Origin of the sequence: Candidatus Pelagibacter sp. HIMB1587, assembly GCF_052047775.1 — a bacterium.
In the GTDB taxonomy this organism is placed as follows: domain Bacteria; phylum Pseudomonadota; class Alphaproteobacteria; order Pelagibacterales; family Pelagibacteraceae; genus Pelagibacter.
Window position 1 is genome coordinate 581,426 of sequence record NZ_JBNAJJ010000002.1, and the last position, 12,541, is coordinate 593,966.

At 29.8% G+C, this 12,541-nt stretch carries 13 protein-coding genes; 10 read left to right on the forward strand and 3 right to left on the reverse strand.

Annotation, left to right across the window (positions count from 1 at the left end):
* Positions 1-48 precede the first annotated feature (48 nt).
* Genes ACTTBE_RS07465 through ACTTBE_RS07475 form a run of 3 tightly spaced genes read left to right on the forward strand, consistent with a single transcriptional unit; the run spans position 49 to position 2,009 of the window.
* Positions 49-369: a 2Fe-2S iron-sulfur cluster-binding protein gene (locus tag ACTTBE_RS07465; protein WP_440656306.1), complete on the forward strand. Its 321-nt coding sequence runs from the start codon at positions 49-51 to the stop codon at positions 367-369.
* Positions 370-1,386: an NAD(P)/FAD-dependent oxidoreductase gene (locus ACTTBE_RS07470; protein WP_440677796.1), complete on the forward strand. Its 1,017-nt coding sequence runs from the start codon at positions 370-372 to the stop codon at positions 1,384-1,386. It abuts the gene before it with no gap.
* Positions 1,383-2,009, forward strand: coding sequence for a glutathione S-transferase family protein (locus tag ACTTBE_RS07475; RefSeq protein ID WP_440677797.1), 627 nt, complete (start codon positions 1,383-1,385; stop codon positions 2,007-2,009). The genes ACTTBE_RS07470 and ACTTBE_RS07475 overlap by 4 nt, the downstream gene beginning before the upstream one ends.
* Here ACTTBE_RS07475 and ACTTBE_RS07480 read toward each other — a convergent pair whose 3' ends face one another.
* On the reverse strand, positions 2,010-2,525 hold the full coding sequence (locus ACTTBE_RS07480; RefSeq protein WP_440677798.1) for a TraR/DksA family transcriptional regulator: 516 nt from the start codon (positions 2,523-2,525) through the stop codon (positions 2,010-2,012).
* A 79-nt stretch (positions 2,526-2,604) separates the two neighbouring features.
* On the opposite strand from ACTTBE_RS07480, the gene ACTTBE_RS07485 reads away from it, so the two are divergent.
* The 7 genes from ACTTBE_RS07485 to ACTTBE_RS07515 all read left to right on the forward strand — a co-directional run bounded on the left by ACTTBE_RS07485 (position 2,605) and on the right by ACTTBE_RS07515 (position 10,741).
* Complete coding sequence (locus tag ACTTBE_RS07485; protein ID WP_440677799.1) at positions 2,605-3,924, forward strand: glycosyltransferase family 39 protein; 1,320 nt, start codon at positions 2,605-2,607, stop codon at positions 3,922-3,924.
* Positions 3,925-3,927: 3 nt separating this feature from the next.
* Positions 3,928-4,797 carry a glycosyltransferase family 2 protein gene (locus ACTTBE_RS07490; RefSeq protein ID WP_440677800.1) on the forward strand — a complete coding sequence of 290 codons (870 nt, stop codon included), beginning with the start codon at positions 3,928-3,930 and terminating at the stop codon, positions 4,795-4,797.
* A 19-nt stretch (positions 4,798-4,816) separates the two neighbouring features.
* Positions 4,817-6,256, forward strand: coding sequence for a DUF1800 family protein (locus tag ACTTBE_RS07495; protein ID WP_440677801.1), 1,440 nt, complete (start codon positions 4,817-4,819; stop codon positions 6,254-6,256).
* Positions 6,253-7,404: a DUF1501 domain-containing protein gene (locus ACTTBE_RS07500; protein ID WP_440677802.1), complete on the forward strand. Its 1,152-nt coding sequence runs from the start codon at positions 6,253-6,255 to the stop codon at positions 7,402-7,404. Before ACTTBE_RS07495 ends, ACTTBE_RS07500 begins: the two co-directional genes overlap by 4 nt.
* A gap of 47 nt (positions 7,405-7,451) precedes the next feature.
* Positions 7,452-8,342 (forward strand): DMT family transporter, encoded by an 891-nt coding sequence (locus ACTTBE_RS07505; RefSeq protein ID WP_440677803.1) that lies wholly within the window; start codon positions 7,452-7,454, stop codon positions 8,340-8,342.
* Positions 8,343-8,429: 87 nt separating this feature from the next.
* Positions 8,430-9,464, forward strand: coding sequence for a GMP reductase (locus tag ACTTBE_RS07510; protein ID WP_440613904.1), 1,035 nt, complete (start codon positions 8,430-8,432; stop codon positions 9,462-9,464).
* Positions 9,465-9,499: 35 nt separating this feature from the next.
* On the forward strand, positions 9,500-10,741 hold the full coding sequence (locus ACTTBE_RS07515; protein ID WP_440677804.1) for an alginate lyase family protein: 1,242 nt from the start codon (positions 9,500-9,502) through the stop codon (positions 10,739-10,741).
* Here the strand turns inward: ACTTBE_RS07515 and ACTTBE_RS07520 are convergent.
* Entirely contained in the window at positions 10,738-12,015 is a 1,278-nt protein-coding gene (locus ACTTBE_RS07520; RefSeq protein ID WP_440677805.1) for a Y-family DNA polymerase, read from the reverse strand. The two genes, ACTTBE_RS07515 and ACTTBE_RS07520, sit on opposite strands and share 4 nt — an antisense overlap.
* A complete protein-coding gene (locus ACTTBE_RS07525; RefSeq protein WP_075506508.1) occupies positions 11,993-12,388 on the reverse strand; it encodes a LexA family protein in 396 nt (131 codons plus the stop codon). Before ACTTBE_RS07525 ends, ACTTBE_RS07520 begins: the two co-directional genes overlap by 23 nt.
* Between the last annotated feature and the right edge of the window lie 153 nt (positions 12,389-12,541).

Below are 12,541 nucleotides of genomic sequence, written 5' to 3' on the forward strand. Positions count from 1 at the left end.
ATGTTTTTACTTACTTGCTCAATTTAGATAAAAACCTATATATAAAGCATGGCAAAAATTACTTACCACACACACGATAGCAAAACTCACACCATTGATGTTCAAAATGGATTAACAGTGATGGAAGGTGCTGTTCAGAATGATATTCCAGGGATAGATGCTGACTGTGGAGGTGGCATGGCCTGTGCTACTTGTCATGTTTATGTTAAAGAAGATTGGTTAGATAAACTTCCAGCAAAAGAAGATGGTGAAGAAGATATGTTGGATATGGCATATGAACCAAAACAAAATAGTAGATTAAGTTGCCAATTAATAGTTTCAGATGAATTAGATGGATTAGAAGTTACTATTCCAGAAAAGCAAGCTTAGATGAATAAAACAGATGTGTTAATTATTGGAGCAGGACCAACTGGTTTGTTCTGCGCTCATCAACTTGGAATTATAGGACTTCAATGTGAAATCGTAGATAATCTAGACAAAGCTGGAGGGCAGTGTATCGAACTTTATCCTGATAAACCTATTTATGATATTCCAGCTGTACCAGAATGTACTGGAGAAGAATTAACAAATAATCTTTTACAACAGATAAAACCTTTTAATGTAAAATTTCATTTAAATGAAAGAGTAGAAGAACTCAAAAAAAATGAAAATCGTTGGCATGTCAAAACAAGCGGAAACCAAGAATTTGATGTAGCTGCAATTATTATTGCTGGCGGAGTTGGATCTTTTGAGCCTAGAAAATTTCCAGTAAAAGAATGTGAAAAATTTGAAGGATCTTCTTTATTTTATTCAATTAAAGATAAAACAATTTTTAAAGACAAAACCATCTCAATATTTGGTGGAGGAGACTCAGCTCTAGACTGGGCAATTGAATTATCAAATACATCTAAAGTAAATTTAATTCATAGACGTGATGGATTTAGTGGAGCTGAATCTAGTGTTCAAAAAGTAAAAGAATTAAACGATCAGGGAAAATTAAATTTGTACACTAAATATCAAATGGAATCTGTTAGTGGAGATAATCAAATTAGTTCTGTGAAAATAAAACATGATGAAGGAGAAATTAAAGAATTACAATCCGATTATGTTCTTGGTTTTTTTGGATTAATTATGCAGCTTGGTCCAATTTTAAATTGGGGTCTTAACATTGACAAAAAAACAGTCGAAGTAAACACTGAAAACTTTGAGACAAATGTCGATGGTATATTTGCAATAGGCGATATTTGTTCTTATCCAGGTAAATTAAAATTAATTCTTTCGGGTTTTCATGAAGGAGCTCTTGCTGCAAGAGGTTGTTTTAAGTACGCAAGACCAGATGAAAAATTAAGATTTGAATTCACTACTACATCAAAGGCTGCTCAAGAGAGACTTGGTGTAAAAAAATGATAGAATTATTTTCTGCTAATACTCCAAATGGTTGGAAGATAGGTATTATGCTGGAAGAAATTGGTTATGAATACAAAGTAACCAAGATTGACATAGGAAATGATGAACAATTTAATCCAGATTTTTTAAAGATAAGTCCATTTGGTAAAATTCCTGTAATCACAGATCACGAAAATAATAAAAGTATTTTCGAATCCGGTGCAATACTGATGTACTTAGGTGAAAAAAGTGGAAAGTTATATGATGAAAAAGATCGATTAGTAATTAATCAATGGTTGATGGCTCAGATGGGAACTGTAGGTCCAATGATTGGTCAGCATCACCAGTTTCATCATTATAATCCTGGAAAAAGTGAATTTGGTGAAAAAAGATATTTTAAAATTGCTAAAAGAATTTATGGGGAATTAGATACAAGATTAAAAGTATCTAAATTTTTAGCTGGAGATAATTACACTATAGCTGATATTGCAACCTGGCCCTGGTTAGCAAGACATGAGTGGCATGATATTGGATTAAAAAATTATCAAAACTTATCTAGATGGTATAAAGGAATTTCTGAACGTGAGGCAGTTATAAAAGGATATGCCTTTATGGATAAAGAGGCAAAAATTCCAAAGATTTAATTAATCATCCACATGAACTTTTTCTTCTTTTTCATGCTTTTCTTGTGCAGCGATAGTGTATTTTGCAACAGGTCTTGCCATTAATCTTTTTAACCCAATTGGTTCAGCTGTATCTAAACAATACCCATATGTATCGTCCATAATTCTTCTTAAAGCTTTATCGATTTCTGAAATTAATTTAATTTGTCTGTTAATTGCTTTCATCTCTACATTTTTATCAATATATGAACTTGCCTGATCAACAAGGTCTGCTGAAATATTGTTGTCATCCATACTTCCATTGTATAGCGCTTCATTGTTTGATTTAATTAATTCTTTCTTCCATTCATTTAATCTCATTCTAAAAAATACTTTATGTTTTTCGCACATATATTTTTCAGTTTCTTTAGGAACGTAAGTTTTCGAAATTTTTATTGGTACTTTTTTAGCTGGAGAAGCCACAGTTTTCTTTGGCTTACTTACAACTTTAGCTTTTGGTTTAGAAACTTTTTTCTTTACTTTAGTAGTTTTAGGCATCGCTTAATTTTGAATTGCCGAAGTATATTCAGCAAAATAGGGGTGTCAAGCAAGCTGAATTGTTATAAATATTTACTTAATGACCATTAATAATAAAAATATAGATAATCTTTTTTATATTTTTGTGACATCCCATCTAATTTTCTGGACCTTGATTCCAACCCTTACAAATCACAATTTACCCTTAGATACAATTGAAGCTTTAGCTTGGGGAAGTAATTTAGATTGGGGTTTTAATAAGCATCCTCCTATGAGTGCTTTTTTTCCAGAAGTTTTTTTTCAAATTTTTGGTTCACAGGATTGGGCTTATTACTTACTAAGCCAAATTTTTGTAATTATTTCTTTTTTTTATGTTTTTAAACTTTCGAACGAAATACTTAAAAACAAATTTTTTGGTTTAATTTCAGTTTTATTAATTGAAACGATTTATTTTTATAATTTTACTACACCTGAGTTTAACGTAAATGTATGCCAATTACCTTTTTGGTCATTAACAGCATATTATTCTTGGAAAGTTTATAGTGGTAAAAATATTAAGTTTTGGGATTGTTTTTTAATAGGTTTGTTTGGTGCATTAGGATTTTTATCAAAATATTTATTTATTTACTTATTGTTATCTATTGCACTTTTATTTATTTATTTGATTTTAAAGAAAGAAAGAAAGTTTGATTTTAAATATTTGATTATAATAGAGGTATTTATAGTTGCTTTAGTTCCTCACTTAATTTGGTTAAACAATAATGAATTCATTACAATTACTTATGGACTTGCAAGAACAGGTTTAGAGGAATCAAGTTTTATTGATCACATCAAATTTCCATTAATATTTTTAGGAAAACAAATTGGTATATTAATTCCATTTATAATTTTAACGTTGTTATTGGTTAAAAAAATTAAATTCAAAATAAATTTCAAAGATAAAAATTTATTATTTTTGTTAGCAATCAATATTTTACCGATTGCTTTGATGTTTTTAACTTCTTTGATTACAGGATCAAAAATCAGAACAATGTGGATGACACCATTTTATTTATTCTTTGGAACGTTAATTGTTTATTTATTTCAATCACAAATAAATTTAAAAAAAATAAAACCTTTTATGATTGGATTTTTATTCTTTTTCTTTTTATCACCTGTTTTGTACGCTTATGTTTCAGTATCAAAAGATAACAAAAGAACAGACTATCCAGGAAAAGAAATTGCAATGAAAACTCAATATGCTTGGGATCAACAATTTAGCTCAACCATCAATGTTGTTCTTGGAGATGAGTGGAATGCAGGCAATTTATCTTATCATTTAAAATCTAGACCAGTTTGGGAAGGCATAGTTCAAAGAGAGAAACTTGATCAATTGAAAGATTATATGTGTCTTGATAGTATCTGCGTTGGATCCAGATAATCTATGAAATATGTTATTTTAGTACCTGTTTATAATGACCGCGAGTCTTTGAAGCTATTAATTGAAAATATTAATCATGAGATAAAAGATTTAAATTCTGAAATATCATTAGTGGTAATTAATGATGCCTCTTCACAACAAATTATTGATGAATATCCAAACATTGAAAATTTTCATTCAATTGAAATCATCAACATGAAAGAAAACAGAGGTCATGCAAGATGTATTGCTTCTGGTTTGAAATATATCTATGAAAAAAAAGAATTTGATTATGTAATTCCTATGGATGGAGACGGCGAAGATAGACCTGAAGAAATTAAAAATTTTATTGAATTATCAAAGGAAGCTGGAGACAGATCTATAATTGGTGAAAGGGTTAAAAGATCAGAAAGTATGTTTTTTAAATTGTGTTACCAATTTCACAAATTTTTAACCTTAGCATTTACTGGGCAATCAATTAAATTTGGTAATTTTACCTGTCTTTCAAAAGCAACTATTAAAAAAATGTTAGATGAAAAATCTACATGGAATAGTTTTTCAGGATCATTAAAAAAAATTGAAAAAGATTTAATTTCTTCTCCATCAATTAGGGGAAAAAGATATTTTGGCCCATCTCAGATGAGTTTTTTTAAATTATTAAAACACTCTCTTTCAATAATAAGTGTTTTTAGAAAAACAGTTTTAATTCGTTCAGCTTTATTTATTGTTTTTTATATTTTGTTAATCAAAAGTAATGCGTCAATCGTAACATCACTGCCTTTAGTTTTGTTATTAATAATGATTTATTCAATTTCTAGTTTAGCTTTAAGAGAAAATATTGAAGAATTGAATAATTCTTTAACAAACATCCACGATATTGATAAAATAAAGTAATTTATTTATATTATTGATAATGAAAAACTTTTTTAGAAAAGTTGCTTTTGGAATAGGACCCAATGAAGAAGTTCCTTCAGATCCATTAAATTGGGCATTAAATCAGGTAGATGAAATTCCAGAATTTTCATGGAACGGAAAAATTCTTTCAGAAAAAGAACTTAGAGGTCATTATAGAGATTGGGTTTATGGAGACAGGAAAGTATTAAGAATAAAATATAAAGATAATAAAAATCTATATAAAACTCATAAAGATCAATTGAGACATGATACAGGACAGAAGTTTTGGGAATCTTTAGATATTTCCATAAGACACAACGAGGCAATTAATGGTAGCAATCCAGTCCTGACAAAACTATGGATGTTTTGGGGTAACTTCTTTGCTATCAGTGAAAAAGATTTTTTAGCAAATTATTCAACAGGTCCTTATCAAAGAGAAATTATTTGGCCGAACTTAAACCAGTCTTTTGAAAAAATGGTTTATGATGTAACTCTTTCTTGGGCAATGATACACCACTTAGATAACAGTGAAAGTGCAGGTCCAAAAAGTGTTACTGCTAGTGAAGATTGGAGAAGAAGAAAGAAGGAACCAGCAACAATTAATGAAAATCATGCGAGAGAACTTATGGAACTTCATACAGTTTCCCCTAAAGCTGGTTACACTCAGGAAGATGTCATTCAATTAGCTTATATTATGACAGGTTGGCAACAGAGGTGGAGTAAAAAAAAATTAGAGACAGCAAATGTTTGGTTTAATTCTGAATATCATCAACGAGGCAAAAAAAATGTTTTAGGCAAAGAATATAAAAAAGGTAAAAAAGCATTAGCTGCTGTAATTAAAGATTTAGTAAATCATCCTAACTGTAGAGATTTTGTTGCTGAAAGACTGTGTAGATATTTAATAACAGACGAGCCAACAAAAGAGATGAAGCAGCCAATAATTGATGCATTTAAAAAATCAGATGGACATATTCCTGAAATACATAAAGCAGCTATAAAGGTTGCCTTTGAATATAATGATAAATATAAAAAATTTCAGACCCCTGAAAATTGGTTGATTCAAGTTGCAAAAATTGGAGATTTGCAATGGCCACCATCACCAGAATTAATGGACTCATATGAATTAGGTACCAAACCAACAAGAAAACAAAGAATGCCAGAAAGATTATTAAACAATCTTGGTCATCATCCATATAGAGCAAAACAACCTAATGGATGGTCAGATCACTCAGATGACTGGATGTCTCCAGAATTATTAATTAGAAGGTTGGTGTTTGCTGATAGGAGTTACTCATTTACCAAGCCTGAAAATGATAATAATGATTTTTATTATAATATAGTTAACAAAAACTTTGATAATCCTGACAAAATTCTAGACTATATGTACAAAAATATGGTTCACAGAAAAAGTGAGAGAAATGTTTTATTATTCAACCACCCGGAGTTTTTAAAAGCATGAAGATAAATAGACGAGATTTTTTAAAAGCAACTGCTCTAACTTCTTTATATTTTGCAGGTTTTGGTTCACCAACATTAGCAAATAATGCTTCTAAAAAAAATTTGGTAGTCATTATGTTGCGTGGTGGTATGGATGGATTATGCGCATTACCAATTAAAGGGGATAAAAATTTTGAAAAACTTAGAAGTAAAATAAATCTTGATAGAACTTTACAGCTAACAAGTGACTTTGATTTACATCCAGCTCTTGAAACATTTAAACAATTGTATGATCAAAATTTAGGAGCTGCAGTGCACGCAACAAATATTCCATATACTGGAAGATCACATTTTGATGGTCAAAATTTAATGGAAACAGGTGGAAAAATTCCATATCAAGAAAAAACGGGATGGCTTGGAAGAGGAATGAATATTGCTGGACTTACGGGAAATGGTTTAGCTCTTGCACTACCAATGCCTTTGTTAATTAGAGGTGTGCCAATGAATAATAATTATTATCCTGTTGGTGATAGATTGCCAAGTAATGCTACATTAGGTTTAATTGAACAAGCTTTCAAAGAATATGATGAAAAACTATTAAGTGAAAATTTAAAAATTGTTATGACAAGAGATTTAAAAAACACAGGAAGCAGAAAAAATTGGTCTCTTGCTGCAAACGCAGGAGAAGAGCTTTCAAAATCTAATGGTCCAAGAGTAGCTGTATTTGAAATTGATGGATTTGATACTCATGCTGCGCAAGGAGCAACAAATGGTGCACATGCTGATTGTCTTTCAGATTATGACAGAATATTAAAAGGTCTTAAACAATCTATGTCAAAAGATGCTTTTGATAATACCCTAATTGTTACACTTACAGAATTTGGAAGGACAATAAAACAAAACAGTAGTAATGGAACTGAGCATGGCTATGGTTCTGCAATCTTTTTAGCTGGTGGATTGGTTAAGAAAGCCCAAGTTCATGCTGATTGGCCTGGCTTAAAGAAAAAAGAATTATTTGAAGGAAGAGATTTAAATTCAACAATTGATGCAAGATCAGTATATGCATCTGCTATGTCTACAGTGTTTGATGTTGAGTTTGAAAGAATTCAAAAAGATGTTTTCTGGGGTGATAAATTAGACAACTTATCCGATAAGCTTTTTAAAGCTTAATAAATTACTCTTAGATTTTTTTAATTAAAATGTATATAGGCACGCTCATGCCTGAAAAAAAATTAAATAATGAATTACTTGGTATCGTTTACATGGTTATTGCGCAATTTTCTTTTGCAACCAATGATGCATTAGTTAAACATATTTACCAAAGCTTTGATGAATTGGCAGTTTTAAATCAGATTATTTTTTTAAGAGGAATTTGTTGTCTAATATTTATAGGAATATTTTTAAGTATTAAAAACCAATTTAATTTAAGAATAATATTTTCTTCTAACAAACTAACTATAAGAGGAATTTTAGAAGCATTAGCTGCTGTTGGGTTTTTTATAGGGGTTGCAAAATTACCTTTTGCAATGGTTTATATTTTATTGAGTTTGGCCCCAATAATAATGACAACTTTTGGAGCATTATTTTTAAATGAAAAAGTTAGATGGAAAAGATGGAGCGCAGTTATAATAGGTTTTACAGGTGTTGTAATAGTCATTAATCCAGCTGAATTAAAATTTGGTTATTACTTTATATTTCCACTTCTTTCTGCAATCTTTTTATCAATAAGAGATTTGGTAACTAAAAATATAAAAACTGGACACAATAGTCTTCAAATAGCGTTTATTACTTGTTTGGTAGTTACAATATTTTTTGGAGTTCTTTCTGTTTATAAATTTTATTCATTTAACTTAGAACAAAGTATTATCTTAATTATTTCGGCTTTCTTTTTATCTTTTGGTTATATTTTCTCAGTACTAACAATTAAAGCTGCATTGGTTTCTGTTACATCAACTTTTAGATACACAGCAATACTTTGGGGAATTTTATATGGATACTTCTTTTTCAATGAGACACCAGAATATAATACTTATCTAGGTGCTGTAATGATTGTTATAAGTGGACTTATAATTATAATGAGACAGAAGCAATTAGGTAAAATTAAATAAAAATTATCTGAAACTAATCCTTAAAACTTATCCACAGGGTCTATTTTGAATTGAAATAGTATCTAAGAAATAATAGCATTTTGATTTATGAGAATAGAAGAAGAGCTTAAGCTAGATTACTCTGATGTCTTATTTAGACCTAAGAGAAGTACATTAAAAAGTCGAAAAGACGTTAATCTTCTTAGAACCTACAGATTTAAATATAGTAAAAACGAGTGGTCAGGTATTCCTATTATGGCAGCCAACATGGATGGTGTTGGTGAATTAAGTATAGCTGAAAAATTAAATGATCATCAAATGATTACATGTTTAACAAAGCAACATGATGTAAAAAAAATAAAACAAAATAAAAATATTAAAAAAATCTATCCAAACATTGCACTTAGTGTTGGTATTAAAAAAGAGGACTTTCAAAACTTAGATAAGGTTTTAAAGGAATTTAGTTTTTTCAAATTTATTTGTATTGATGTAGCAAATGGTTACTCAGAGCATTTCACAAACTTTATCAAATCAGTGAGAGAAAAATACCCAACCAAAACTATTATTGCAGGAAATGTTGTTACTGCAGATATGACCCAAGAATTAGTTCTTAGTGGCGCAGATATTGTAAAAGTTGGGATAGGACCTGGAAGTGTTTGTACAACTAGAATTCAAACTGGAGTAGGGTATCCACAATTAAGTGCTGTAATAGAATGTGCAGATGCAGCTCATGGATTAGGCGCACATGTCATTGCAGATGGAGGATGTACTTGTCCTGGTGATGTTGCAAAAGGTTTTGGAGGTGGTGCAGATTTTGTAATGTTAGGTGGAATGTTGGCAGGTCATGATGAAGGAAAAGGAAAAATAGTAAAAGTAAATGGATCTAAATATATTGAATTTTATGGATCAAGCTCAGAAGTAGCTAATAAAAAGCATTATGGTGGATTAGCAGATTACAGAAGCAGTGAAGGAAGAAAAGTTAGAGTTAAATATAGAGGCAAAATAAACGATACTGTTTTAAATATTCTAGGTGGCGTTAGAAGTAGTTGTACTTATGTAGGTGCACCATCACTTAAACAATTAAGTAAATGTACAACTTTTGTAAGAGTATCTAATCAATTTAATGATACTTTTGTAAAATAGATTTAATATTTAAAAATTAATATAAAATATTCAAAATGAAAAAAATTTTAGTTGTTTTTGTTTTGCTCATTTTAACTAACACTAGTTATTCAAAAAATTTAAATAGCTATAATGATCTTGATTTAACCTCAAAACCAAAAAAAGTTTTATCTAAAAGTAAAACTAAAGCTCTGTGGAACGTCCATAAAAAAGCAAAGGAATGTTTTGAACACCCAACCTATGGTGAAGGTTTTGGTTATAAACTAACAAAACAAAAAGAAGATTATTTCATTAAAAATGAATGGATTACTCCATTTTACAAACTGTCTGATGAAGATAAACATAAGATAGGCTTAATTAGAGCACCAAAGCCCCTAGAAATAATAAAATTAGATGAAAATTATGGTGAAGAAGTAGCAGAAGCTAATTTTGCAATGAAGTATTTTCAAGAGGCAGCATATGTAGGAAGAGCTGGCAATAAAGAAGAAAACATCGATAAAATCAAAACAGTTTTATTAGATTGGGCAAAAAAAGATGCTTTGAGAAAAGGTATTAATGTTTCGTGGGGAAAAAAACCTGTCGATTGGCAAATGATGGTTTTAATAAATTCAATCTTAACAACAACAGCTGTTATTGCTGATAAGCTAGATACAGAAGAGAGAAGAATTTTAGGACCTTGGTTAAATAATTTAGTAAAGAAAGTTGCAAAAAGTAGATGGAAGGATAGGCAAGATAATAAAGCTTATTTAACTTCCTATATTACTATGATTTGGGGATTGATGATCAATGACTTGAAAGCAATCCAACATTCGATTGATGTTGTTAAGCTTGCCGTTAATGATATGAGACCAGACGGTAGTTTTCCTATTGATACTCAAAGAAGCGGCATGGGTTTAAAATATAATTCTGATAGCTATGGATATCTCTTAATGATGGCATCCTTATTAAAAGATGCAACAGGTAAAGATTTATTTAATTATGAAGTTGATGGCAGAAGTTTACACAATGGAGCAGATTTTGTAATTCAGGGGATAATGGATCCATCAAAAACAAATCAAAAATATGCAATTTCATGTCCAGGAGCAGGTGATCGATGGGGTTCTATTGAAAAACCCTCAACAAGTTTTGTAAAATCCTCAACTTATTTGATGGTTTATGTAAGTAAATTTCCAGATTATAAAAATTCAGACATTGTTGTTAAAAAATACAACGAAACTTATAACAACAAATATCTACCTAAGATTAAATCTGAGCCTTCTCGAGTTTTTACATTACATCCAATGCTTATATCAAATTAAGCTCTAATCGTTGGTAAACAATAGAAATCAGCTGTATCAATTTTAGAAGAATATTGTCTTCTCATATTCCACTTTTTATGAACCCCAGCACTTGCAACACTTAAAGTAGATCTTCCATACCGATGATTAGTATTATCAATTGATTTCATTAAACTATTTATCTTTTCATCCTTTTCAGAAGTAAATAAATTTGTTTTATCACTAGCATTAGATAGCCCCGTAAGCATCACACCTGCTTTTTGATAACGATAACCATTTTTAAAAATACTCTCCAATATTGAAACTGCAGTTTTAACTGTTTCAATACTGTTGTTTGTTGCAATAGGAAAATCAACTGTCTTTGCATTTGAATAATAACCAAAGTTTCTATGAAAAGGACTTGTTCTTACAAATACAGTGATTGCTTTTGCAACTAAAGATTCTGATCTAATTTTTTCAGATGCATTTAAGCAATAGTTTGCAACTGCTTCTTTTAATTCTTGAAACGTTTCAATTCTCTTTCCAAATGATCTTGAAACCACACAACTCTTTCTTTTGGTAGTAGTTGTTTCTAAATCAATACAAGGAATCCCTCTAAGTTCCATTGCTGTTCTTGAACTTAAAACATTGGAACTTTTCTTAATCCATGTATTAGATTTATTTTTAAGTTGCTTCGCATTATAAATTCTATGCTTTTGATAAAACTTAGTAAGTTGTCTGCCAACACCCCAGACATCATTAATTTCAACTTTTTCTAAAATAGGATCTAAATTATCTATTCCAATTAAACTTGTAACCCCTGATTGTTTTTTCTTTGCAATATGATTTGCAACTTTACTTAACGTTTTTGTTTTTGCGATCCCAATACTTGTTGGAATACCAGTCCATTGTAAAACTGTTTCTCTAATTTCTTTTCCAACTTTTTCTACATCTTGATCTTTAAAATTTGATAAATCTAAAAAGGCTTCATCAATTGAATAAACTTCTATTTCAGAATTAAATCTTTTAAGGGTACGCATTACTCTTCTCGATAAATCTCCATATAAAGAATAATTTGATGAAAAAACATTTACATTATTTTTAACAATAATATCTTTTGCTTTAAAATAAGGTTCTCCCATTTTAATTCCTAAAGCTTTTGCTTCGTTAGATCTTGAAATAATACAGCCATCATTATTAGATAAAACGACAACTGGTTTTTTTCTTATTTTAGGATTGAATAATCTTTCACAAGAAACATAAAAAGAATTACAATCAACGAGTGCTATTTTTTTAGTATACTGAGTGGATGACATAAGTAACTACTCCCCAAATAAAAACATCTTGTTCTTCATTAATTAAAATTCTGTCAGAAAACTCTTTAGATCCAGAAGTTAAAAATTTTTTATCTCTTTCCTGAACTAAAGTTTTAACTACAAGTTCATCATGAACATTTGCAATCACAGTTGAAAAGTTTTTTGGTTTTAAACTTTTATCAACGACCAATAAATCTCCATCATTAATACCAACATCAACCATGGATTTACCTTGAACTCTGATGATGAAAGTTGCCGGAACATTTCTTATTAAATGCATGTTTAGATCGATATCTTCTTCGATATAATCTGTTGCAGGAGAAGGAAAACCAGCACCTGCTTTATGTAGATAATATGGGATTGTTAGTTTCATGTTCTTGTTTTGTTCTACTTTATAGACTATTTATGGAATACACTCAATAGGTTGTATTTTGAGTCTGTAACTGAATCAAAAGTGAATCAAAACGTGAACATCTAATCCACATATTGTGGACTTGTGGATAACTTCAACCATAGATAGTTTAAG